The sequence below is a fragment of the Streptomyces anulatus genome, from assembly GCF_014650675.1.
Classification (GTDB): Bacteria; Actinomycetota; Actinomycetes; order Streptomycetales; family Streptomycetaceae; genus Streptomyces; species Streptomyces anulatus.
In genome coordinates this window covers 299,656-322,410 of record NZ_BMVK01000003.1, presented here as the reverse complement: position 1 = coordinate 322,410, position 22,755 = coordinate 299,656, and the positions used below count along the sequence as shown (strand labels likewise).

Annotated in this window: 19 protein-coding genes; 11 read left to right on the top strand and 8 right to left on the bottom strand. The window is 73.0% G+C overall.

Going from position 1 to position 22,755, the window contains the following annotated elements:
- Positions 1-5 precede the first annotated feature (5 nt).
- Genes IE272_RS09855 through IE272_RS09845 form a run of 3 tightly spaced genes read left to right on the top strand, consistent with a single transcriptional unit; the run spans position 6 to position 3,045 of the window.
- Positions 6-839 carry a DUF5819 family protein gene (locus IE272_RS09855; protein WP_373304163.1) on the top strand — a complete coding sequence of 278 codons (834 nt, stop codon included), beginning with the start codon at positions 6-8 and terminating at the stop codon, positions 837-839.
- A complete protein-coding gene (locus IE272_RS09850; RefSeq protein ID WP_073958259.1) occupies positions 836-2,284 on the top strand; it encodes an HTTM domain-containing protein in 1,449 nt (482 codons plus the stop codon). Before IE272_RS09855 ends, IE272_RS09850 begins: the two co-directional genes overlap by 4 nt.
- The gene (locus IE272_RS09845) at positions 2,281-3,045 is read left to right on the top strand and encodes a TrmH family RNA methyltransferase (RefSeq protein ID WP_050359798.1); all 765 of its coding nucleotides are present in this window, start codon (positions 2,281-2,283) and stop codon (positions 3,043-3,045) included. Before IE272_RS09850 ends, IE272_RS09845 begins: the two co-directional genes overlap by 4 nt.
- Here IE272_RS09845 and paaN read toward each other — a convergent pair whose 3' ends face one another.
- On the bottom strand, positions 3,046-4,746 hold the full coding sequence (gene paaN, locus IE272_RS09840; RefSeq protein ID WP_190006668.1) for a phenylacetic acid degradation protein PaaN: 1,701 nt from the start codon (positions 4,744-4,746) through the stop codon (positions 3,046-3,048).
- A 123-nt stretch (positions 4,747-4,869) separates the two neighbouring features.
- Here paaN and IE272_RS09835 point away from each other — a divergent pair, with 123 nt between their 5' ends.
- A complete protein-coding gene (locus tag IE272_RS09835; protein WP_032790269.1) occupies positions 4,870-5,466 on the top strand; it encodes a TetR/AcrR family transcriptional regulator in 597 nt (198 codons plus the stop codon).
- Between the two features lie 15 nt (positions 5,467-5,481).
- Here IE272_RS09835 and IE272_RS09830 read toward each other — a convergent pair whose 3' ends face one another.
- Positions 5,482-6,069: an Lrp/AsnC family transcriptional regulator gene (locus IE272_RS09830; protein WP_190006793.1), complete on the bottom strand. Its 588-nt coding sequence runs from the start codon at positions 6,067-6,069 to the stop codon at positions 5,482-5,484.
- Between the two features lie 240 nt (positions 6,070-6,309).
- On the opposite strand from IE272_RS09830, the gene pdhA reads away from it, so the two are divergent.
- The 7 genes from pdhA to IE272_RS09795 all read left to right on the top strand — a co-directional run bounded on the left by pdhA (position 6,310) and on the right by IE272_RS09795 (position 14,817).
- On the top strand, positions 6,310-7,470 hold the full coding sequence (gene pdhA, locus IE272_RS09825) for a pyruvate dehydrogenase (acetyl-transferring) E1 component subunit alpha (RefSeq protein WP_073958257.1): 1,161 nt from the start codon (positions 6,310-6,312) through the stop codon (positions 7,468-7,470).
- Positions 7,467-8,498, top strand: coding sequence for an alpha-ketoacid dehydrogenase subunit beta (locus IE272_RS09820; RefSeq protein WP_050359795.1), 1,032 nt, complete (start codon positions 7,467-7,469; stop codon positions 8,496-8,498). Before pdhA ends, IE272_RS09820 begins: the two co-directional genes overlap by 4 nt.
- Positions 8,498-10,036: a dihydrolipoamide acetyltransferase family protein gene (locus tag IE272_RS09815; RefSeq protein ID WP_190006667.1), complete on the top strand. Its 1,539-nt coding sequence runs from the start codon at positions 8,498-8,500 to the stop codon at positions 10,034-10,036. The genes IE272_RS09820 and IE272_RS09815 overlap by 1 nt, the downstream gene beginning before the upstream one ends.
- Before the next feature lie 99 nt (positions 10,037-10,135).
- On the top strand, positions 10,136-11,050 hold the full coding sequence (locus IE272_RS09810) for a DUF6457 domain-containing protein (protein WP_190006666.1): 915 nt from the start codon (positions 10,136-10,138) through the stop codon (positions 11,048-11,050).
- Positions 11,047-12,699, top strand: a complete 1,653-nt coding sequence (locus IE272_RS09805) for a molybdopterin-binding protein (protein WP_229897252.1) — start codon at positions 11,047-11,049, stop codon at positions 12,697-12,699. Before IE272_RS09810 ends, IE272_RS09805 begins: the two co-directional genes overlap by 4 nt.
- Positions 12,657-13,793 carry a potassium channel family protein gene (locus IE272_RS09800; protein WP_050359793.1) on the top strand — a complete coding sequence of 379 codons (1,137 nt, stop codon included), beginning with the start codon at positions 12,657-12,659 and terminating at the stop codon, positions 13,791-13,793. Before IE272_RS09805 ends, IE272_RS09800 begins: the two co-directional genes overlap by 43 nt.
- A 31-nt stretch (positions 13,794-13,824) precedes the next feature.
- On the top strand, positions 13,825-14,817 hold the full coding sequence (locus IE272_RS09795; RefSeq protein ID WP_190006665.1) for an NAD(P)H-quinone oxidoreductase: 993 nt from the start codon (positions 13,825-13,827) through the stop codon (positions 14,815-14,817).
- 134 nt (positions 14,818-14,951) lie between these two features.
- Here IE272_RS09795 and IE272_RS09790 read toward each other — a convergent pair whose 3' ends face one another.
- From IE272_RS09790 to IE272_RS09765, 6 genes are all read right to left on the bottom strand, one after another.
- A complete protein-coding gene (locus IE272_RS09790; RefSeq protein ID WP_073958255.1) occupies positions 14,952-15,500 on the bottom strand; it encodes a bacterial proteasome activator family protein in 549 nt (182 codons plus the stop codon).
- Between the two features lie 110 nt (positions 15,501-15,610).
- Positions 15,611-18,472: an FtsX-like permease family protein gene (locus tag IE272_RS09785; RefSeq protein ID WP_050359790.1), complete on the bottom strand. Its 2,862-nt coding sequence runs from the start codon at positions 18,470-18,472 to the stop codon at positions 15,611-15,613.
- Entirely contained in the window at positions 18,469-19,251 is a 783-nt protein-coding gene (locus IE272_RS09780; protein WP_050359789.1) for an ABC transporter ATP-binding protein, read from the bottom strand. Before IE272_RS09780 ends, IE272_RS09785 begins: the two co-directional genes overlap by 4 nt.
- Before the next feature lie 146 nt (positions 19,252-19,397).
- Positions 19,398-20,021, bottom strand: a complete 624-nt coding sequence (locus IE272_RS09775) for a PadR family transcriptional regulator (RefSeq protein ID WP_056702096.1) — start codon at positions 20,019-20,021, stop codon at positions 19,398-19,400.
- Positions 20,022-20,091: 70 nt separating this feature from the next.
- The gene (locus IE272_RS09770) at positions 20,092-20,823 is read right to left on the bottom strand and encodes a hypothetical protein (RefSeq protein WP_229897251.1); all 732 of its coding nucleotides are present in this window, start codon (positions 20,821-20,823) and stop codon (positions 20,092-20,094) included.
- A gap of 164 nt (positions 20,824-20,987) precedes the next feature.
- Complete coding sequence (locus IE272_RS09765; protein WP_190006664.1) at positions 20,988-22,619, bottom strand: protein kinase domain-containing protein; 1,632 nt, start codon at positions 22,617-22,619, stop codon at positions 20,988-20,990.
- Between the last annotated feature and the right edge of the window lie 136 nt (positions 22,620-22,755).

The window sequence follows — 22,755 nt, the reverse complement described above, 5'->3', positions numbered from 1 at the left end:
GCGGGATGGATTCGGACCACGACAGGAGCTCTGCGGGCGGGGGGAAGGACGCCTGGCCGCAGGCGTTGAACCGGCCGGCGGAAGCGCAGGACACTCCCGCAGCCATACCGCCGACGCCCTCGGCGCCGGTGGCGGAGCCCCTGGCCACCGGCCGGGGCATAGCCGGGCTCTCCTTTCCCTACCAGGTGGTCGCGGCTCTGGCGCTGTCCCTGATCGGGCTGCTCGCCTGTACGCAGGTGGCCATGGTGTTCCTGCACGTCGCCCCGTCCAACACGCTGTCCAAACAGCACGGGAAGACGATCGACCGCTGGATCTACCCGGAGTTCGAGCAGAACTGGAAGCTCTTCGCGCCCAACCCGCTCCAGCAGAACGTCGCCGTCCACGTCCGGGCCGATGTGGTGGGGGCCGACGGCCGCCGTACGACCAGGTGGATGAACCTGACGTACGAGGACGGCGAAGCGATACGCGGCAGCTTCTTCCCCAGCCATGTGGACCAGAACGAGCTCCGCCGGGGCTGGGACTTCTACGTCAATTCCCATGACAGCGAGAACCGCCCCAACGGCCTGCGCGGGGACCTCTCCGAGCGCTACGTGCGGCGCATCACGATGCTGCGGCTGAGCGAGCGCGACTACGGCGGCACCATCGAACGCATCCAGCTCCGCTCCGCCACCAGCTCCATCGCCCCGCCCCCGTGGAGCAACGAGAAGATCAGCACCCGGCCCGTCTACCGCGTACTCCCCTGGTGGACCGTGACGCCGGACGATCTTCCCGAGCGTGACGCGGACCAGGACCAGGACCAGGACCGGGACGAGGCGCACGGCGTGGAGGAGAACCAGTGACGATCCCCTCGCCCGCGGGCCCACAGAACGAGGGCCCACAGAACGCAGCACCACAGAACGCAGCCCCACAGAACGCGGCCCCACAGCATGAAGGCCCGCGCCCCGCGGCCCCCCGCCCGGCCGTGCTGTGTTCCGGCGGTCCTGGCGGTCCCGGCGGTCTCGACGGCGGCCCGGCCCGTGCCCTCCAGCGCGTCACCGCCTCGGCCCTCGGTCCGTACCAGAGCGCCGTCGTCCGGATCGGCTTCGCCGCCACCTACCTCTTCTTCCTGCTGCGCGAACTGCCCAACCGCCACGAGCTGTACGGCCCGGACAGCCCGTGGCACTGGGACCTGGCCCGCCAGCTCACGAACGGCAACGAGGCCTTCTCCGTCCTGATGTGGACGGACAGCACGGTCTGGTTCGAGGCCGTGTACGCCCTCACGCTGCTGTCCGCGGCGGCGCTGCTGCTCGGGTGGCGGACCCGGACCATGTCCGTCCTCTTCATGGTCGGCGTGCTCTCGGTGCAGAACCGCAGCATCTTCATGGGCGACGGCGGCGACAACGTGGTCCACCTCATGGCGATCTACCTGGTGCTGACGCGCTGCGCCCAGGTCTGGTCGCTGGACGCCCGGCGCGCGGCGCGCGACGCGCAGCGTGCCGCGGCGGGCCTGCCGCCCCTGCGGGACATCGTGGGCCCGGCGCTCTGGGTGCTCCTCGGCCCCGTCCTCGTGGCGGCCACGGTGATGGGCGGACTCGGCGGCACCTGGTGGCTCCCCGCCCTGCTGTGGACGATCTGGCTCTCCGCCGCCGCCTGGTGGGCCGTGAACCGCTACCTGCCGCACGGTGAGCCCCGCACCCTGCTCGACGTGCTGGCCAACCTCGCGCACAACGCCACGCTCGCCGTGATCATGGCCGAGGTCTGCCTGATCTACGCGACCGCCGGCTGGTACAAGATCCAGGGATCGCGCTGGCAGGACGGCACCGCGCTCTACTACCCGCTCAACCTCGACTACTTCACCCCGTGGCCCGCCCTGTCGGACATCCTGGGCGCCAGCGGGCTGATGGTGATGGTGCTGACGTACGGCACGGTCATCGTGCAGGTCGCCTTTCCGTTCACGCTCTTCAACCGGCGGGTCAAGAACGTCCTGCTGGTCGCGATGATCTGCGAGCACGCGGGGATCGCCCTGCTGCTGGGGCTGCCGTTCTTCTCCATGGCGATGATCGCGGCCGACGCGGTGTTCCTGCCGACGGCCTTCCTCGTGTGGCTGGGCGCCCGTGCCACGATCGGCCGGCGGCGGCTGCTCTCCGGGCTGCCCGGCCGGTCACGTACGCCGGAGCCTGGAGCATTCGGCCCCGCTCACGGCCCAGCGCACCCGCCGGAGACCGGGTCGGCGAAGGACGGCCGGGGCGGTACGCAGGAGCCCCGGCTCCAGGGCGGCGGCGGGGGCCATACGCTCGTCGGGTGAGCAGTGAGACCGGCAGAACCCATCAGACCCCGGCGGCGGACCGGCCCTCGGACCCCGCCCGGCCGACGGCCGCCCCGGAGGGGCCCGTCCCGACGGAGCCCCACGCGGCGGAACCCCTCCAGTACGACGACGGCTACGGCCAGCCGGTCGGTGTCGGGCCGCACCCGCTGCCCTGGCCCGAGGGCGAGCGCTACGACCCCGAGCTGCTGGCCCAGGGCGACCGGCGCAACGTCGGTGACGCGTACCGCTACTGGACGCGGGAGGCGATCGTCGCCGATCTCGATCTGCGGCGGCACGACTTCCACGTGGCCGTGGAGAACTGGGGCCACGACTTCAACATCGGTTCGGTGGTGCGGACCGCCAACGCCTTCCTGGCCAAGGAGATCCACATCGTGGGCCGGCGGCGCTGGAACCGGCGCGGCGCCATGGTCACCGACCGCTACCAGCATGTGCGTCACCACCCCGACACGGCGGACCTGACCGCGTGGGCGGCGGCCGAGGGGCTGCCGATCATCGGGATCGACAACCTCCCCGGCGCCGTACCGCTGGAGCGCACCGAACTGCCGCGCCGCTGCGTCCTGCTCTTCGGCCAGGAGGGGCCGGGCCTGACCGAGGAAGCGCGTGAGCACGCCTCCATGGTGTGCTCGATCGCGCAGTTCGGATCGACCCGGTCCATCAACGCCGGCGCCGCCGCCGCCATCGCGATGCACGCGTGGGTGCAGCGCCACGCCGACGTCCCGGACCCGAGGGAGACGCTCTAGTCACGCCTGGCGGCGCACCTCCACCACGCGGAAGCGGTTGGCGACGAAGGCCCCGTCGCAGAGCGCCGCGTTCGCGGCGGGGTTGCCACCGGAGCCGTGGAAGTCGGAGAAGGCCGCGGTCTGGTTGACGTAGACCCCACCGGTCAGGTTCAGCGAGAGCTGGGCCGACTCGTCCAGGCAGACGTCCTCGATGGCGCGTTCCACCTCGGGGGACGTGGTGTAGGCGCCGACCGTCATCGCTCCCTTGTCGCGGATCGTGCGGCGGAGCAGGTCCACGGCGGCGGTCGTCGACTCGACGGCGACGGCGAAGGACACCGGCCCGAAGCACTCCGAGAGGTAGGCCGCGCCGTCGTCGGTCTTGGTGCCGTCGAGCTTCACGACGACCGGCGTACGGACGACGGCGTCGGGGAATTCGGCGTTCGCGACCGTCCGCGAGTCCAGGGCCACCTCGCCGAGCTCCCCGGCCGCCTCCACCCGGGCCTTGACGTCCGGGTTGACCAGCGCGCCGAGCAGGGCGGCCGCGCGGGCGTCGTCGCCGAGCAGTCCGGTGACGGCGGCCGCGATGTCGGCGACCACGTCGTCGTAGGACTTGGCGCCGTCGTCGGTGGCGATGCCGTCCCGGGGAATCAGCAGGTTCTGCGGGGTGGTGCACATCTGGCCGCTGTACAGCGAGAGCGAGAAGGCCAGGTTGGCGAGCATGCCCCGGTAGTCGTCGGTGGAGTCGACGATGATCGTGTTGACGCCGGCCTTCTCCGTGTAGACCTGGGCCTGGCGGGCGTTCTCCTCCAGCCAGTCGCCGAAGGCGGTGGAGCCGGTGTAGTCGATGATGCGGATCTCGGGGCGGACCGCGAGGGTCTTGGCGATGCCCTCGCCGGGCCGCTCGGCGGCCAGCGCGACCAGATTCGGGTCGAAGCCCGCCTCGCCCAGCACCTCGCGGGCGATGGACACCGTGAGGGCCAGCGGGAGCACGGCGCGCGGGTGCGGCTTGACCAGCACCGGGTTGCCGGTGGCGAGGGAGGCGAAGAGGCCGGGATAGCCGTTCCACGTGGGGAACGTGTTGCAGCCGATGAGGAGTGCGATGCCGCGACCGGACGTGATGAACGACTTGTGCAGCTTCAGCGGATCGCGCTTGCCCTGCGGCTTGGACCAGTCGGCGGTGTGCGGGGTGCGGACCTGCTCCCGGTAGGCGTACGCGACGGCCTCCAGGCCGCGGTCCTGGGCGTGCGGGCCGCCCGCCTGGAACGCCATCATGAAGGCCTGGCCGCTCGTGTGCATCACGGCGTGGGCCAGCTCGTGGGTGCGGGCGCTGATGCGCGACAGGATCTCCAGACAGACCAGGGCCCGGATCTCCGGTCCCGCCGCCCGCCAGGCGCCCGTGCCGGCCTTCATCGCCGGAAGCAGGACGTCCGGGTCGGCGTGCGGATACTCGACGCCGAGCTCCGGCCCGTACGGCGAGACCTCGCCGCCGGTCCAGCCGTCGGTGCCGGGCTGCCCCAGGTCGAGACGGGTGTTCAGGACGGCGTCGAAAGCGGCCTTGCCCTCGGCCGCACCGAGACTGCCCGGGGCACCGCCCTCGCCGTAGGCCTTCGGGTGCTCGGGGTGCGGCGACCAGTACGCGCGGGTACTGATCACATCGAGGGCCTGGTCGAGCGTGGGCCGGTGGGTCTCGGACAGCTGCTGGGGGGTGAGCGCGGCGGCCATGGCGGACCAACTCCTCATCGAGCCGGGCGGGGACGTACGGACGGAGTTAGAGTAACCGAACGATCGGTCGGGACAAGGGGCCCCAGGGAACCTGTGGACAACTCATGGGGGAGGATCGCGGACATGACCACGGCCAAGCGGGACACGTACACACCGGAGACCCTGCTCACCGTCGCCGTTCGTGTCTTCAACGAGCGCGGCTACGACGGCACGTCCATGGAGCACCTCTCCCGGGCGGCGGGCATCTCGAAATCCTCCATCTACCACCATGTGGCGGGCAAGGAGGAGCTGCTGCGCCGGGCCGTGAGCCGGGCGCTCGACGGGCTCTTCGCCATCCTCGACGAGCCGGGAGCGCTGCGCGGGCGCGCGGTCGAGCGGGTCGAGTACGTCACGCGCCGGACCGTCGACGTGCTGATGGCCGAGGTCCCCTACGTCACCCTGCTGCTGCGCGTGCGCGGCAACACGAAGACGGAGCGCTGGGCGCTGGAGCGCCGGCGCGAGTTCGACCAGCGGGTGTCGGAGCTGCTCCAGGCCGCGGTCGCCGAGGGTGACCTCCGGGCGGACGTGGACATACGGCTGGCGACCCGGCTGCTGTTCGGCATGGTGAACTCACTGGTCGAGTGGTACCGGCCGCAGCCGGGCGGGTTCCCGGGGGAGGAGCAGCTCGCGGACACGGTCGTCCAGCTGGCCTTCGAGGGCATGCGGGCGAACGGCCGCTGAGCCCGCCCGTCGCGGTCAGGCGAGTTCGGCCGGCCGGTCCGGGCGCGGGCCGAGGTCCGTCTCCTCGAACACCAGCAGGGTGCGCGTCGAAAGCACCTCGGGGATGGACTGGATCCGGGTGAGGACCAGCTCCCGCAGCGCCCGGTTGTCCGGCGTGTGCACCAGGAGCAGTACGTCGAAGTCGCCGCTGACCAGGGCGATGTGCGTGGCCCCGGGCAGCGCCTGAAGCTGCTCGCGCACCGTGCGCCAGGAGTTCTGCACGATCTTGAGCGTGATGTACGCGGACGCCCCCTGGCCCGCCCGCTCGTGGTCGACCCGGGCGCCGAAGCCGCGGATCACGCCGTCCTCGACGAGCCGGTTGATACGGGCGTAGGCGTTGGCGCGCGATACGTGGACCCGTTCGGCCACGGACCGTATCGAGGCGCGGCCGTCCGTCTGGAGGATGCGCAGGATGTCGCGGTCGATGGAGTCCAGCGGCCGCGCGGGCGGAACCGGGACCTCCGCCGCCGGGCCGGCGGGTGCGGCCGGCGGTACGACCGAGGGGGCGGCCGACGGCGTGGCGGCGGGCGTGACCCGGCGCTGCTCCTCGCCCTTGTCGGCCATTCGTTCAGCTGCCATCGGCCCGCGCCTCCCTGTTGTGGACGACCTGTTCCTATCCCAGGCTGTGGAGAACCGTTTGTCCACAGGCTGGCGGCGCCTGTAGCCAAAATGCCCCCGCGACCGAACAATCGGTAGGTGAGGCACACCACACCCGTGCCCGGCCCACGCCTCGACATCTCGCTCCCTGTCGACACCCCCGATCGACTGTCCCTCGATCTCCCTCGATGCCAGGAGGTGCTTCTCATGACGGTCCAAGAGCTGCCCGGCGCGGCCGCCTACCGGCCCACGCCGCCCCCGGCCTGGAAGCCGATCACCGACCCCGCCCCGCTGCTCCCGGACCCGGAGCCCTACCGGGTGCTCGGTACGGACGCGGTCGCCGACGTCGACCCCGAGCTGTTGCTCCGACTCCACGCCGAGCTGATCCGGGGGCGTCGCTACAACGCCCAGGCCACCGCGCTGACGAAGCAGGGCCGGCTGGCGGTCTACCCGTCGAGCACCGGCCAGGAGGCGTGCGAGATCGCCGCCGCCCTGGTTCTGGAGGAGCGCGACTGGCTCTTCCCCAGCTACCGCGACACGCTGGCCGCCGTCGCGCGCGGCCTGGACCCGGTCGAGGCGCTGACTCTGCTGCGGGGCGACCGGCACACCGGTTACGACCCGCGCGAGCACCGCATCGCCCCGCTGTGCACTCCCCTGGCCACCCAGCTCCCGCACGCCGTGGGGCTGGCGCACGCCGCCCGGCTCAAGGGCGACGACGTGGTGGCGCTCGCCATGGTCGGCGACGGCGGCACGAGCGAGGGCGACTTCCACGAGGCGTTGAATTTCGCGGCCGTCTGGAAGGCCCCGGTCGTCTTCTTCGTCCAGAACAACGGCTTCGCGATCTCGGTGCCGCTGGCCAAGCAGACCGCCGCCCCCTCCCTCGCCCACAAGGCCGTCGGATACGGGATGCCGGGCCGTCTCGTCGACGGCAACGACGCCGCAGCCGTGCACCAGGTGCTGAGCGAGGCCGTGGCACGGGCCCGGCGGGGCGAGGGCCCGACCCTGGTCGAGGCCGTCACCTACCGCATGGAAGCCCACACCAACGCCGACGACGCCACCCGCTACCGGGTCGACAGCGAGGTCGAGGCCTGGAAGGCGCACGACCCGGTGCTGCTGCTGGAGCGTGAGCTGACGGGGCGCGGGCTGCTGGACGACGAGGGCATCGCACGGGCGAAGGAGGCCGCGGAACGCATGGCCGCAGCCCTGCGCGACCGGATGAACGCGGATCCGGAGCTGGCCCCGATGGACCTGTTCACCCATGTCTACGCCGAGCAGACCGGCCAGCTCCGGGAGCAGGCTGCCGCTCTGCGCGCCGAGCTGGACGCCGAGCAGGACCACGACGAGCACGGCGCGGAGGCGGGACGATGACCACCGCGGCAGTGACGGCCGACGGACGCCGGACGAAGGCGAAACCGGCCACGATGGCACAGGCACTCGGGCGCGCGCTCCGCGACTCGATGGCCGAGGACCCCACCGTTCACGTGCTCGGTGAGGACGTGGGCACGCTCGGCGGGGTCTTCCGGATCACCGACGGGCTGGCGAAGGAGTTCGGCGACGACCGCTGCACCGACACCCCGCTGGCCGAGGCGGGCATCCTCGGCGCGGCCGTCGGCATGGCGATGTACGGGCTGCGGCCCGTGGTGGAGATGCAGTTCGACGCGTTCGCCTACCCGGCGTTCGAGCAGCTGATGAGCCATGTCGCCAAGATGCGCAACCGCACCGGCGGGGCCATGCCGCTGCCCATCACCGTGCGGGTGCCGTACGGCGGCGGGATCGGCGGGGTCGAGCACCACAGCGACTCCTCCGAGGCGTACTACATGGCCACCCCGGGGCTGCACGTCGTCACACCGGCCACGGTCGAGGACGCGTACGGACTGCTGCGGGAGTCGATCGCCTCGGACGACCCGGTGATCTTCCTGGAGCCCAAGCGGCTCTACTGGTCCAAGGCCGACTGGTCGCCCGAGGCCCCCGCCGAGGTCGAGCCGATCGGCAGGGCCGTGGTGCGCCGTTCGGGACGCAGCGCCACCCTGATCACGTACGGGCCCTCCCTGCCGGTCTGCATGGAGGCCGCCGAGGCGGCGGTCGCCGAGGGCTGGGACCTCGAAGTGGTGGACCTGCGTTCGCTGGTGCCGTTCGACGACGAGACGGTGACCGCGTCGGTGCGACGCACCGGGCGGGCGGTCGTCGTCCATGAGTCCCCCGGGTTCGGCGGGCCCGGCGGTGAGATCGCGGCCCGGATCACCGAGCGGTGCTTCCACCATCTGGAGGCTCCGGTGCTGCGGGTGGCCGGGTTCGACATCCCCTACCCGCCGCCCATGCTGGAGCGGCACCATCTGCCGGGAGTGGACCGGGTGCTCGACGCGGTGGCCCGGTTGCAGTGGGAGGCGGACAGCTGATGGCCCAGGTGCTCGAATTCAAGCTGCCGGACCTCGGTGAGGGACTGACCGAGGCGGAGATCGTCCGCTGGCTGGTGGAGGTCGGCGACGTCGTCGCCATCGACCAGCCCGTCGTCGAGGTCGAGACGGCCAAGGCCATGGTGGAGGTGCCCTGCCCCTACGGGGGCGTGGTGACCGCGCGGTTCGGCGAGGAGGGAACGGAACTTCCCGTCGGCGCACCGCTGCTGACGGTCGCCGTCGGGGCGCCGGAGGGGCCGGAGACCTCGGGTCCCGTCACGCCGGGCCCGTCGGGCGCCCGGAACGGGTCCGCCCCTTCCGGTCCGTCCTCGCCCTCGTCGTCCTCGGGTTCCTCCGCCACGGAGTCCTCAGGCGGCTCGGGGAACGTGCTCGTGGGGTACGGGACGGGCGCACCGGCCGCACGGCGTCGGCGCATCCGGCCGGACCGGCTCGACCGGACGCCGACGCGGTCCGGGGCTCTGACGGTCGAAGCTGCGGTGCCGGAAGCTCCGGTGTCCGAAGCCCCGGTGTCCGGGGCTCCCGGCGTTCCGGTGCCCGCGGCCTCGTCGACCGCGGCTCCGGGGTCCGTCGCTCCGGTGTCCGACGGACCCGTTCCGGTGGTCTCTCCGCTGGTACGCCGGCTGGCCCGGCAGCACGACATCGAACTGCGGCGGCTGACGGGTTCGGGTCCCGACGGGCTGATCCTGCGCGCCGACGTCGACCGCGCGATCCGGCAGGCGGAGGAGGCCGAGGCGGCGAAGACACCTACAGCGAGGGCGGCTGCGGCCCCGACCGGAGCTTCCCCGGCTGCCGCGTCCCCCGCTGCCTCGGCTGCTCCGGCAGCCGAGCGGATTCCGCTGCGCGGGGTGCGCGGAGCGGTCGCCGACAAGCTGTCGCGCAGCCGTACCGAGATCCCGGACGCGACCTGCTGGGTCGACGCCGACGCCACCGAGCTGATGGCGGTCAGGGCCGCGATGAACGCCGCCACGGGCCCGTCCGCCGGGCCGAAGGTGTCGGTCCTGGCCCTGCTGGCGAGGATCTGCACCGCGGCGCTGGCCCGGTTCCCCGAGCTCAACTCCACCGTGGACACGGAGGCCCGGGAGATCGTCCGGCTGCCCGGCGTGCATCTCGGGTTCGCGGCCCAGACCGAGCGGGGCCTCGTCGTTCCGGTCGTCCGGGACGCGCACACCCGTAACGCCGAGTCGATCGGGGCCGAGATCGCCCGGCTGACCGAGCTGGCGCGGACCGGGAAGCTGAGCCCGGCCCAGCTGACCGGGGGCACGTTCACGCTGAACAACTACGGGGTGTTCGGGGTCGACGGTTCGACGCCGATCATCAACCACCCGGAAGCGGCGATGCTCGGCGTCGGCCGGATCATGCCCAAGCCGTGGGTGCACCAGGGCGAACTGGCCGTACGTCAGGTCGTCCAGCTGTCCCTGACCTTCGACCACCGGGTGTGCGACGGCGGAACGGCGGGCGGCTTCCTCCGGTATGTGGCGGACTGCGTGGAGCAGCCGGCGGTGCTGCTGCGCACCCTGTAGCCGGGCATCCGGAGCCTGCCGGACTCGCCCCCTCCGGGACCGGGCCTTCCGGCCACCCCGGCGGGGGCGTCGCCCCGGGCCGCCGCCCATACTCGACGTATGACCGCCTATGACGTGATCGTCCTTGCCGGCGGGGCCGCGAAGCGGCTCGGCGGCGCCGACAAGCCAGGAGTCCGGGTGGGCGGCCGGGCGCTGCTCGACCGCGTGCTCGCGGCGTGCGACGACGCGGCACTCACCGTCGTGGTCGGCGGCCGTCGCGCCACCGCCAGACCCGTCGCCTGGACCCGGGAAGTGCCCGAGGGCGGCGGCCCGTTGGCGGCACTGGGGGCGGGGCTGCGGCTGACGACGGCGGAGCGCGTTCTCGTCCTCTCCGCCGACCTTCCGTTCCTCGGCCCGGGGACGGTCGACGCGCTGCTCGGCGCCGCCGGACAGCCCGGCCGGGAAGGGGCCCTGTGCATCGACCCCGACGGACGTGACCAGCCGCTGGTGGCCGCCTACCGCGCCGAGCCGCTCCGCCGGGAGCTGGCGCTGCTCGCCACCGAGTACGGGGGCCTCGCCGGGCTGCCGCTCCGGCTCCTGACGGCGGAGCTGGATCTCGCCCGGGTGGACGCGGGCCCTGACGCCGCGTTCGACTGCGACACTTGGGACGACATCGCCGCCGCCAGAGCCCGGATCAGGGAGCATGGGGCCGTGCTGGACGAATGGATCACCTCGGTCAAGAACGAACTGGGAATCGAACTCGACGTCGACACCGGTGTCCTGCTCGACCTCGCCCGTGACGCCGCGCACGGAGTCGCCCGCCCCGCCGCACCGCTCACGACCTTCCTGGTCGGGTACGCGGCGGCCAGGGCGAGCGCCGGAGCGGGGCCCGACGAAGCCGCGGCAGCGGTCGCGGAGACCGCTCGCAGGGCCACCGCTCTGGCTCTGCGCTGGGAAGCGGAAGCGAGCGCGGGGAGCGATGAGGCGGGCGGGGCGAAGCCCGACGCGGGCCGCGAGGGGACCGGGACGCCATGACCGGCCCCGACCGGAGCCGCCCCACCGGCCCCGTGCATGACCCCACCGCGGCCACCGGCCCCGTGCATGACCCCACCGCGGCCACCGGCCCCGTGCATGACCCCACCGACGCCACCCACCCCGTGCGTGACGCCACCGGCCCCGCGCCCGACCTCGCCCCGACCGGACGCGGGAGCGGCCTCGCACACGAGGAGGCGGAGCGGGCCGTCGAGCAGGCGCTCGCCCTGGTCGGTGGGTCGAGCAGGCGTCCGAGTCTCAGGTGGGAGGCCCCCGGCGAGGGACTGGGCGGCGGCCCCGGCGGCGACCCGGGAGACCTGACGGAAGCTCTGCCGGAAGCCCCCGCCCCGGCGGACCGGCCCGGAGGCCGTGTCCGGTCCTCCGCCCCGCCACCGCCCCCGACCCTCTCCTGGGACCGGGCGCGGGCGGCCGCGGCGAGGGCCGGGCGGGCCGGTCCGCCCCCGACGATCCGGTTGCCGCTCGACCGGGCGCTGGGCCATGTGCTGGCCGAGGCGCTCGGCGCGCTCACCGATCTGCCGTCCTTCGACACCTCGGCCATGGACGGCTGGGCGGTCGCCGGGCCGGGGCCCTGGGCGTTCGGGGCCGGGGCGGGGCTCCTCGCCGGACGCGGCCCGGCCACCGCACTGCCCGACGGCGCCGCCGTACGGATCGCCACCGGCGCCCGTGTCCCGCCCGACACCACGGCGGTCATCCGCAGCGAGCACGCGCACGCCGACGAGGCCAAGGGGCTGTTGCACGCCCGGCGTCCCGTGGTCGCCGGGCAGGACATCAGACCCCGGGGCCAGGAGTGCCGTTCGGGCGAGCAGCTCGTCCCGGCCGGGACGGTCGTGACCCCGGCCGTGCTCGGTCTCGCCGCGGCCGCCGGGTACGACGCGTTGCCCGCCGTGCCCCGTCCGCGCGTCGACATCCTCGTCCTCGGCGATGAACTGCTCGCCTCCGGGCTGCCCCACGACGGGCTCATCCGGGACGCCCTCGGCCCCATGCTCGGCCCCTGGCTGCGGGCTCTGGGCGCCGAGGTCTCCGGGCCCCGCCGCCTCGGGGACGACGCGGAAGCGCTGCGCGAGGCCCTCACCGGCTCCGACGCCGACCTGATCGTCACCACCGGCGGCACCGCCTCCGGCCCGGTCGACCATGTGCACCCGGTCCTTGACGCCCTCGGGGCCGAACTGCTGGTGGACGGAGCCGCGGTCCGCCCCGGCCACCCCATGCTGCTGGCGCGGCTGCCGGCTCCGGGACAGTCGCGGGGAACGCCGGACGGGCCGTATCTGGTCGGGCTGCCCGGCAATCCGCTCGCGGCCGTATCGGGTCTGCTGACGCTCGCGGAGCCGCTGCTCGCGGGCCTTGCGGGCCGGCCCGCGCAGGACGCGTACCGGGCTCTCGTCCATGCCGAGGTGCACGGGCACCCGCATGACACCCGCCTCGTCCCCGTGGTCCACCGCGCGGGCCGGGCGGGTGGCCGGGACCATGTCGCGCCGCTCCGCTACAACGGACCTGCGATGCTCCGGGGGATCGCCGCGGCGGACGGGCTGGCCGTGGTGCCGCCGGGCGGGGTACGGTCCGGCACCGAGGTGGAGATTCTGGATCTCCCATGGGCCCCGGCGACGCCGTGGACGGAAGGGTGTTTCACGTGAAACTTCCCGGCCACGATGCGATGGCCAGGCGAGCGGACGAACTGGTCGTCCCGACCCGGGTGATGCTCCCCCGCCGGGTCGTCGACGGCCCGGCCCGTCAGGTCGGCAAACGCCTGTTGATGGCGCTGCTCGTGCTGGCCACGACCGTGCTGATCGTCTGGCTCGACCGCGGCGGCTACAACGACAACGCCGACGGCAAGGTCGATCTGCTCGACGCGGTCTACTACGCGACGGTCACCCTCTCCACCACCGGGTACGGGGACATCACCCCGTACAGCGACGGGGCCAGGCTGATCAACGTGGTGCTCGTGACACCGCTGCGCGTGCTCTTCCTGATCATCCTGGTCGGTACCACCCTCGAAGTCCTCACGGAACGGACCCGCGAGGACTTCCGGCTGAAGCGTTGGAGATCCAACTTGCGTGACCACACCGTCGTCGTCGGCTTCGGCACGAAGGGCCGCTCGGCGATCCTGACCCTCTGCACCACCGGTCTGCGGAAGGACCAGATCGTCGTCGTCGATCCGGCCTCCAAGGTGATCGAGGCCGCCAACGCCGAGGGCTTCACCGGCGTGCTCGGCGACGCCACCCGCAGCGATGTCCTGCTGCGCGCCGAGCTCCAGAAAGCGCGTCAGATCATCATCGCCACCCAGCGCGACGACACCGCCGTCCTGGTGGCCCTGACCGCACGTCAACTGAACCGCGGGGCGAAGATCGTGGCGGCGGTGCGCGAGGAGGAGAACGCTCCCCTCCTGCGGCAGTCCGGCGCCGACGCCGTCATCACCAGCGCCAGTGCCGCCGGGCGGCTGCTCGGCCTCTCCGTCCTCAGCCCCAGCGCGGGCACCGTGATGGAGGACCTGATCCAGCAGGGCAGCGGCCTCGACCTGGTGGAACGGCCGGTCATAAAGGCCGAGGTGGGCAAGAACGTACGGGAGACGGACGATCTCGTCGTCAGCGTCCTGCGCGGACACCGGCTGCTCGGCTACGACGACCCGGCGGCCAGTCCGTTGCAGCTGACGGACCGGGTCATCACCATCGTGCGGAAGAGCCCCAGCTCCGCATCCCTGCCGAACAACTCGATGCCGCCGCGCCCCTGAACGCAGGCCGCGCCGGAGTAGCCTCGCGGCCATGCATGCGATCACGATTCCCGAACCCGGCGGCCCCGAGGCGCTCGTGTGGGCCGAGGTGCCCGATCCCGTACCCGGCGACGGCGAGGTCCTCGTCGAGGTCGTCGCCGGCGCGGTGAACCGCGCCGACGTGCTCCAGCGGCAGGGCTTCTACAACCCGCCGCCCGGCGCGTCCCCCTACCCCGGCCTGGAGTGCTCGGGCCGCATCCTCGCACTCGGTCCCGGGGTGACCGGCTGGGCGGTCGGCGACGCCGTGTGCGCGCTGCTGGCGGGCGGCGGTTACGCGGAGAAGGTCGCCGCGCCGGCGGGCCAGCTCCTCCCCGTACCGGAGGGCGTCGACCCGGTGGAGGCCGCGGCGCTGCCCGAGGTCACCGCGACGGTGTGGTCCAACGTCTTCATGGTGTCCCACCTTCGCCCCGGCGAGACCTTCCTGGTGCACGGCGGTTCCAGCGGCATCGGCACGATGGCGATCCAGCTGGCGAAGGCGGTCGGCGCCCGGGTCGCGGTCACGGCGGGCAGCCCCGAGAAGCTCGCCCGGTGCGCCGAGCTGGGGGCGGACATCCTCATCAACTACCGCGAGCAGGACTTCGTCGAGGAACTGCGCGAGAACACCGCCGGGGCGGGGGCCGACGTCATCCTGGACCTCATGGGCGCCAAGTACCTGGACCGGAACGTGCAGGCGCTCGCCGTCAACGGCCGCCTCGCGATCATCGGGCTCCAGGGCGGCGCCAAGGGCGAGCTGAATCTCGGCACCCTGCTGACCAAGCGGGCCGCCGTCACCGCGACCTCCCTGCGGGGCCGCCCGCTCCACGAGAAGGCCGCCATCGTCGCCGCCGTGCGCGAGCACGTGTGGCCACTGATCGGCGGCGGGGTGGTCCGGCCGGTGGTGGACCGGGCGTTGCCGATGGCGGACGCCGCCGAGGCGCACCGGGTGCTGGAGTCCAGCGCGCACATCGGGAAGGTACTGCTGGTCGCGCCGTCGGCCGGCGTCTGATCCGTAGACCGCACCGCACACCGCGACGCGGCATTGCACACGGCGAGGCCGCACCGCACACGACGAGGGGCCCGGCGCACACCGTGATGTGCGCCGGGCCCCACTCGGTCCTCGGTCTCCAGGGCGGATTCGGGTTACAGATACGGGCCCGAACGGATCGGGCCGTGCGGGTCCGCGCCGCCGTCATCGTCCTCGTGCCCGGTGCCGGGCGGCAGGGCGCGGCGCATCTGCTCCAGCTGGGCGCGGGCCGCCATCTGCTGGGCGAACAGCGCCGTCTGGATGCCGTGGAAGAGTCCCTCCAGCCAGCCCACGAGCTGTGCCTGGGCGATCCGCAGCTCGGCCTCGGAGGGCACCGACTCCTCGGTGAACGGCAGCGAGAGCCGCTCCAGCTCCTCGACCAGCTCGGGAGCCAGACCGTCCTCCAGCTCCTTCACGGAGCTGGCGTGGATCTCCTTGAGCCGGACCCGGCTCGCCTCGTCGAGAGGAGCCGCCCTGACCTCCTCCAGGAGCTGCTTGATCATGCTGCCGATGCGCATGACCTTCGCGGGCTGTTCCACCATTTCCGTCACCGGGACCTCGCGCGACTCGTCGTCACTGGCACCGCCGCCGATAGCCATTCCGTCCTGGCCCACGACAAGGACCTGCGGGTGCTCCTGCGACCGGTCATTCCTCGGCATTTCCATGCCGCCATTGTCTCGCACACGTGCCGTACCCCATGGTGGTGCCCCCGAAAACGGAAGATCCACCGCTTTCGGGGGCACCGGAAGCCTTCCGGGAGCGCCGGAAGGCCCTGTCACCCCGCGCGCCGGGCCAGGGTCAGCCGGGAGCTGGTGAGGCCGGCGGCCAGCAGCCCGGCGAGCACCGGGACGACCACGGCCAGCAGCCCGATGGTCTCCCACGGCATCACGATCGGCGTGTAGGCCGACTCCATCGGGTCCTCCCGCATGTCCGCCAGCGCCGCGCGCAGGTCGGTCAGCCGCAGGGCCACCGCGGGCACGAGCCCCGCCGCCGTTCCCAGGAGCACCCCGGTCAGGGCGACGACCAGGCACTGGAAGCCGGACAGCGAGCGCCGTACGCCCGGGGGCGCGCCCACCGCGCTGAGCGTGGTGAGGTCGGCCTCCGCGTCGGCCTTGGACAGACCGGTCGTGATGGCCGCCGCGCCCAGGGTCACCACTCCGGCGAAGAGGGCGAGGATCAGCAGGATCGTGTCGTCGTCCGTCCGGAACCTCTCGTCCGAGGTCATCAGGTACGAGCGGTTCCCCGCCTGGTCGAGTGCGGCCTGGACCGCCTGGTTCTCGGCGTCCGTGGCGTCCCGGGCGAGCGTGTAGAAGCTGCCGTTCTCCTCGACGTGCAGGCCGAGCCGCTCGGCGGTCTGCTCCGGCATGACCATCCGGATGCCCGGTGTCGCCGCGTAGCGGTCCGGCGCGACGTACACCTTCAGCCGGTCCGTGGTGGTGCGGGCCTTGCCGGGGTGCAGGGCCCGGTTCTTCTTGTCGCGCGGGTTGTAGATGTGGGTGGCCTTGAGGGTGACCTCGCCGCCCTTCGCGTACGCCGAGTTCAGCAGGACGGGGGTTCCCTCGGCGATGGCCTTCGCCGCCGCCGGGTCGTCGAGCTTCACGTACGAGTCGAGCACGTCCGCGCCGCCGATGACGATCTTGTGTTCATCGGTACCGAACGCGACCATCGTGTAGTTCTCGTCCATGCAGGCCGGGGAGTTCATCAGCCGTTTGTGCTCATCGGCCGAGATCCGCAGGGCGAGCTCCTTGGCGCCCTTGCCCTTGAGCGGGCAGGAGTGGCCCTTGCCGGTGGGCTTCACGAGTTCGAGGGTGCCGCAGCCGTTCTCCTCCTCGTAGTACACGGAGCAGTCGCTTCCGGCCCAGACCCGTCCGATGTCGGCGCGCCCGCCGTTGACCGGGAGGTTCTGCTCGACGGCGGCCCGGGAGCGGGGCAGTTCGGCGTTGTCGCGGACATCGGAGGCCATCAGCGCCGCGGTGCCCGGGGTCATGCTGGGCGTGAAGTCGTACGCCTGCTCGGCGGCGTTGCTGCTGGTGTACGTGGCGATGGCGATGCTCCCCGCGACCGCCGCCATCACGGCGGCGACGGCGGGTGCGGTGCGGCCCCGGTTGCGGGCCGCGTCGCGCAGGGCGATGCGGGGCGTCAGCGGGAGCCGCCGGCCGAGCCGGCCGAGGAAGCCGACGATCACCGGGATGCAGCCGAGGAAGCCCAGTTCGGCGAGGACGGAGCCGCCGGCGACGAGGTTGGTGCTGCCGTTGACCCCGCCGTAGACGGCGACGGCGATTCCGACGCCGAGCGCGATGACGCCGACGACGGGCAGCACCCGGGAGGAGCGGCGGGTGCCGCGCCGCCCGGTGAGCGACTCCAGGACCGACTGGCGGCCCGCGACGATCGCCGGGGCGAGTGCGGCGAGGACGCCGGTGACCAGGCCGAGCACGGCGATGCCGAGGATCTCCCAGGGCCGTACGGTCAGCTCGCCGAAGCGGCTGCCCGCGTAGTCCTCGATCATCGGGCGGAACAGGGCGGTCAGACCGAATCCGGCGCCGACCCCGACGACCGCGCCGACCGCGCCGAGTACCGCGCCGCCCGCGAGCACCACGGCCCGGACCTGGCCCCGGCTGCCGCCGCACGAGCCGACCAGGCCCAGTTGCCGACGGGAGCGGCGCGCGCCCACGGCGAACGCCGGACCGGCCAGCAGCACGATCTCCAGGAGGGCCATGGCGGCGACGGTGAGGGCCGCCGCGGTCAGCGCCTTCTCCGTGTCGTTGTACGAGTCGCCCATCATGGCGGCCATGGGGATCTCGGAGACCGGTGGCGGATCCAGGACGACCCGGCGGGACTCGACCACCACGCCCTTCTCGTTGGCGGCGAGGACGTCCTGCCAGGTCACGCCCGCGCCGGGCGGGGCCTGGACCAGCCACTCCGGGTCACTCGCCTGGGGCGGCAGGATGTCCTTGTCGCGGTCGGCGGTCTTCTGCCAGGGGTCGATGACCGCGCCGGGGACCGCGTACAGGAAATCGGCTCGCAGGTCGGCGGGCAGTTCGACGGCGCCGGTGAGCGTGTAGTCCTGGTCGGGGCCGCGCACGGTGACGCGGTCGCCGATGGACAGTCCGGCCGACTCGATGAACTCCTCGGTCGCGGCGATCTCGTTCCTGGCCCGCGGGTAGGCCCCGTCGGTCAGCTCGATCCGGCCGCGCAGCATCGGGTCGGCGACGCTCAGCTCGGTGATCTGCGTGTCGGCGATGCCGTGGCGGGTGGTCACCGACGCGGGCACGGTCCGTTCGGTGAGATACCGCGAGCCCTCGGGGAAGGTCGCGGTCACGTCGACCGGCTTCTCCTGCTCCTCCGGGGTCGGGTCCGGGGCGCCCTCGGGCGTGCCCCAGGTGACGCCGTCGGGCATCTGCTGCAGCTTCACCGGGCCCATGCTCGTGGCGGAGAACCGGGCGTCGGCCGCTCCCAGCCCGGCGGTCAGTTCCTTGGCCTTGGTGGGCAGCGCGCTGCGGTAGGTGAGATCGGCGGCGGTCACACCGAGGACCGGCAGGGCGATCATCGCGACGACCAGGGCGCTGCGGCCCTTGGCCCGTACGGCGTCGCGCCGGGCTATGCGGAAGGCGGCGCGCCAGCCGGGGAGCGGGTTCACGTGGCGGCCTCGGCGGTTCCGGCGGAGAGCAGGGAGTCGGCCCCGGTGGTCAGCGTCTGGTCGACGATCGAGCCGTCCCGGAGGAACACGACCCGGTCGGCCCAGGCCGCGTACCGGGGCTCATGGGTGACCATGACGCCGGCCGCGCCCTGGTCGCAGCGGGTACGCAGCAGGGCGAGGACGGCCTCGCCGGTTTCGGAGTCGAGCGCTCCGGTCGGCTCGTCGGCGAGCACGAGGCGCCGGTCGCCGACGAGGGCGCGGGCGATGGCGACGCGCTGCTGCTGGCCGCCGGACATCTCGTCGGGGAAGCGGTCGGCGATCTCCTCCAGCTTCAGCTCGGCCAGCGCGGCGAGGGCCTCCTTGCGGGCCTTGCGCACGGAGACGCCGTCGAGTTCGCGGGGCAGTGCGATGTTCTCGGCGGCGGTCAGGGCGGGGATGAGGTTGTAGTCCTGGAAGACGTAGCCGACGCTGCGGCGGCGCAGCGCGGCCATCCCCTTGGGGCCGAGGGCGGCGATGTCCTGGCCCTCGATGACCACCTGGCCGCTGGTGGCGGTGTCGAGCCCGCCGGCCAGGGTCAGCAGGGTGGACTTGCCGGACCCGGAGGGGCCCATCACGGCGACCAGTTCGCCCGGGTACACGGCGAGCTGGATCCCGCGCAGGGCGTGGACCTCGGCGATGCCGGAGCCATGGGTGCGGGTCAGCGCCCGCAGTTCGAGTACGGGGCTGCCGCCGGGCGTCCCGGGGGACGGCGGGGGCGGAGGTGTGGCGGACGAAGGCATGGTGGGTGGTTCCCCCCTGGGAACAACGTGGGTCGGGTGGGGCGGCGGTGCCGGCCGGGATGTGGGCGGCGGCGCCGGGACGGGCACGGCCTGGGTTCCGGGCGGCGACGCCGGGAGGGCGCCCGCCTGTGCCGCGGGCGCCGGCGTCAGCGCTTGGACCGGGTGCGGCCGGCCGGTGTCCGGGCCGGACCGCGGGCGGCCGCGGGGCCGGGGTCGGCGGCGGGCTCGGTGGCGGCGGCCTCGGCGAGACGGACGAGCCGGGACTCGCAGTGGTCGAGCCAGCGGGCCTCGGCCTCCGCCTGGAAGATCAGCTGCTCCACGACGAGCAGCCAGGCGACCTCGTCCCGGTTGGCCGGGACGTCGGCCAGGGCCTGGGCCTTGAGCCGGGTGTAGTCCTGCATGGCCTTGAGCGTGTGGTGGCGCTGGGACTGGATGACGTCCCGGATATCGACGCCCGGGGCCCCGACGGCCATGGCGAGCTTGATGGCCAGTTCGTCGCGGGGCGGACTGGTGCGGTCCACCGGCGTCTCGAACCAGTTGCGCAGCTCGGCGCGGCCGTCGTCGGTGATCGTGTAGAGGTCGTGCCCGGCGTCGTCCGAACCGTCCTGGACGATCATGCCGTCACGCTCCAGGCGGCTGAGCGTCGTGTAGACCTGTCCGACGTTCAGGGGCCAGGTGGAGCCGGTGCGCGACTCGAACTCGGTGCGGAGCCGGGACCCGTAACGGGGGCCCCGCTCCAGCAGGGCCAGCAGGCCGTGGCGAATGGACATACTGAGTATGTATACCGAGTATGTTCGTCCTGGCAAGTCTCGTGGGCGGGGGATCAGCGGGTCGCGACGCTCAGTTCGTCCGGCGCATACGGAACGCGAGGAAGCCGAGCCCCAGCCCGACCAGCGCGATGCCCGTGCCGAGCGAGACCTGCTGCACCCGCCGCACGGACGCGGCGTCCAGAGCCTGTCCGGACCGGGGCCCCGGATCGGTGAAGGCGCTGGGCGGCGGGGTGGAAACAGGCAGGTCGACGGGGTCGGCCAGGGGGGCCTCGGGCTCGTCCTCCTCGACGGGCTCCTCGGCCCGCGCCAGCTCCAGCGGTGACAGCGAACGCCCGGGACGCGCCTTGCCCGCCCCGGCCTCGCGCCCGGCCAGGGGGGCGGTCGACCCGGATACGTCGGGGGAAGCGGAAGGGGAGGAGGAGGCGGAATCCGGCGCGTCGGCGTCGGGCCCCGCGGGTGCCTGTGCCCCGTTCCCGGTGGTGGCGGGGGAGGGCGGGGCCGGGCCGGTCCCCGGCGCTCCGGAGACCGGGACGCCGGACGGCAGGGGCAGGGCGGAGGGGAGCGTCGAGGGGGACGCGGAGCCCGAGGGCGCGGGTCGGGCCCCGGCCGGAGAGGACGGGGCGGCGGCGGTAGCGGTGGCAGCGGGGCTCGGCGTCCCGGGGGGTGTCACGGCGCGGGACGGGCCGCCGGGCGGCGATGCGCCGTGGGCGGAGCCGCCCGGCGGCCCCAGAGCCGCTCCGGCCGCCGCCATCAGACAGACCGCACACCTCGACACCCATGCGGCCGGAAGTCCTGGAGCCATGAGATCAGCGTCACACGGGCCCCTGCATCCGGCATCCCGGACGCGGTATCCGGAAATCCGGGCTCCGATACCGGTCCGGGGCGGAGATCCGCGAACCCGTAACGATCACCTTCGGACGATCTGTGACGCTCGTCGTCCCCGCGTGATGCGTGGGCGATCGGTGCTCAGGAGGGCTTGCCGGTGGAGACCTTCAGCTCGAAGTGGGCGCCGCGCTCGTCGACCGCCGCACCGGAGGACGGGAACTGTCCGACGACCTGGCCGTCGGCGTACGTGTTGCCCGGCTCCGCGATCTCCTTGACCGTCCAGCCCGCGGCGGCGGCGCACGCCTTCGCCGACTGGATGTCCTTGTAGATGAAGCTCGGCGCGCGGACCTTCTTCGGGTCGTTGGAGTCCTCGGACGCGTTCGAGCAGTCCGTGTCCTTCATCGTCCGGTTGCGCTCCGGCGGGCGGTACCCCTCCACCTCGCTGGTGCCCGGGTCGCCTTCCTTGCCCGCCTCGTCGTCCTTGCCGCCCTGGAGGGCGATCGCGGTGATCAGGCCGCCGATGGCCAGCAGCGCGACGACGATCGAGCCGACGACGACCGGCATGTTCCGCTTGGAGCCGCCGCCGGCGGTGGTGCCCACGGCCGTCGAGTGCTGCGGGTTGATCGAGTACGGCGGCGGGGTCTGGTGGGCCAGCGGGCCCGGGGCCTGGTAGCCCTGGGCCGCCTGCGGGTAGCCGTAGCCCGGCGTGGGCGCCGGGGTCGGCTGGCTGTACGGGCCCGGCTGCTGGTGCGGGTGCGGCTGGTACGGCGTCTGGACGCTGTGCGGCGCCGGGGTGCTCTGGTCGACCGGCGGGAACACCGCCGAGCCGACGCCGGAGCCGCTGCTGGCGGGACCGCCGCCGGCCACGATCACCGGGGCGCCGGTCTGGCCGCCGGAGGCGTTCAGCACACGGGCGATCTCGTCGCGCATCGCGGCGGCGCTGGGGAAGCGCTCGTTCGGGTTCTTCTTGAGCGCGCGGGCGACGAGGGCGTCCATCGCCGGGGTGACCGACCGGTTGATGCTGGACGGCGCGACCGGCTCCTCCTGCACATGCGCGTACGCGATGGCCAGCGGCGAGTCCGCGTCGAACGGGATCCGGCCGGTCAGCAGCTGGAAGAGCATGATGCCGACCGAGTACAGGTCGGACCGGGCGTCGACGCCGCGGCCGAGGGCCTGCTCGGGGGAGAGGTACTGCGGGGTGCCGACGACCATGCCGGTCTGGGTCATCGAGGTGACACCGGACTGCATGGCCCGGGCGATGCCGAAGTCCATCACCTTGACGATGCCGCGCTTGGTCATCATCACGTTGCCGGGCTTGATGTCCCGGTGGACCAGGCCCATCTCGTGGCTGGTCTCCAGCGCGGCGAGCACGTCCGCCGTCACCTTGAGGGCCTTGTCGGCGGGCATCGCGCCGTGGGTGCGGATGTCGGTGGCCAGCACCGAGCCGAGCGGCTGCCCCTCGACGTACTCCATGACGATGTACGGCATCAGCGCACCGCCGAGCTCGTCCTCGCCGGTGTCGAAGACGGAGACGATGTTGGTGTGCTGGAGCTTGGCGACGGCCTGCGCCTCACGCCGGAAGCGCTCGCGGAAGGACTGCTCGCGGCCGAGCTCGGTGTGCAGGGTCTTGATCGCGACCTGGCGGTCCAGGGCGGAGTCGTAGGCCAGGTATACGGACGCCATCCCGCCCTCGCCGAGCAGGTCGCGCAGCTGGTAGCGGCCGCCCGCGACCGCCCCGCCCGCGTAGCGGCCCTGTGCGCCGTCCTGGCTCATGACTTGCATCCCCCTCGGCGGCGCGCGGTCGCACGCGGTGTCTGTCCGACATCGTTTCTGTCTGACGTGATTGCGTGCGACGCGGTTCCGTACAACGCGATTACGCGCCAAGTCTGCCCCAGGGGTCCGACACGTC

What these genes read in the sequence shown, in the direction of transcription:
- IE272_RS09805 (WP_229897252.1), top strand. Translation starts at nt 11,047, where the DNA reads ATGACCGGCCCCGACCGGAGCCGCCCCACCGGCCCCGTGCATGACCCC.
- IE272_RS09855 (WP_373304163.1), top strand. Translation starts at nt 6, where the DNA reads ATGGATTCGGACCACGACAGGAGCTCTGCGGGCGGGGGGAAGGACGCC.
- IE272_RS09835 (WP_032790269.1), top strand. Translation starts at nt 4,870, where the DNA reads ATGACCACGGCCAAGCGGGACACGTACACACCGGAGACCCTGCTCACC.
- IE272_RS09790 (WP_073958255.1), bottom strand. Translation starts at nt 15,500, where the DNA reads ATGGAAATGCCGAGGAATGACCGGTCGCAGGAGCACCCGCAGGTCCTT.
- IE272_RS09830 (WP_190006793.1), bottom strand. Translation starts at nt 6,069, where the DNA reads ATGGCCGACAAGGGCGAGGAGCAGCGCCGGGTCACGCCCGCCGCCACG.
- pdhA (WP_073958257.1), top strand. Translation starts at nt 6,310, where the DNA reads ATGACGGTCCAAGAGCTGCCCGGCGCGGCCGCCTACCGGCCCACGCCG.
- IE272_RS09800 (WP_050359793.1), top strand. Translation starts at nt 12,657, where the DNA reads ATGGGCCCCGGCGACGCCGTGGACGGAAGGGTGTTTCACGTGAAACTT.
- IE272_RS09810 (WP_190006666.1), top strand. Translation starts at nt 10,136, where the DNA reads ATGACCGCCTATGACGTGATCGTCCTTGCCGGCGGGGCCGCGAAGCGG.
- IE272_RS09780 (WP_050359789.1), bottom strand. Translation starts at nt 19,251, where the DNA reads ATGCCTTCGTCCGCCACACCTCCGCCCCCGCCGTCCCCCGGGACGCCC.
- IE272_RS09775 (WP_056702096.1), bottom strand. Translation starts at nt 20,021, where the DNA reads ATGTCCATTCGCCACGGCCTGCTGGCCCTGCTGGAGCGGGGCCCCCGT.
- IE272_RS09770 (WP_229897251.1), bottom strand. Translation starts at nt 20,823, where the DNA reads ATGGCTCCAGGACTTCCGGCCGCATGGGTGTCGAGGTGTGCGGTCTGT.
- IE272_RS09820 (WP_050359795.1), top strand. Translation starts at nt 7,467, where the DNA reads ATGACCACCGCGGCAGTGACGGCCGACGGACGCCGGACGAAGGCGAAA.
- IE272_RS09815 (WP_190006667.1), top strand. Translation starts at nt 8,498, where the DNA reads ATGGCCCAGGTGCTCGAATTCAAGCTGCCGGACCTCGGTGAGGGACTG.
- IE272_RS09765 (WP_190006664.1), bottom strand. Translation starts at nt 22,619, where the DNA reads ATGAGCCAGGACGGCGCACAGGGCCGCTACGCGGGCGGGGCGGTCGCG.
- IE272_RS09795 (WP_190006665.1), top strand. Translation starts at nt 13,825, where the DNA reads ATGCATGCGATCACGATTCCCGAACCCGGCGGCCCCGAGGCGCTCGTG.
- paaN (WP_190006668.1), bottom strand. Translation starts at nt 4,746, where the DNA reads ATGGCCGCCGCGCTCACCCCCCAGCAGCTGTCCGAGACCCACCGGCCC.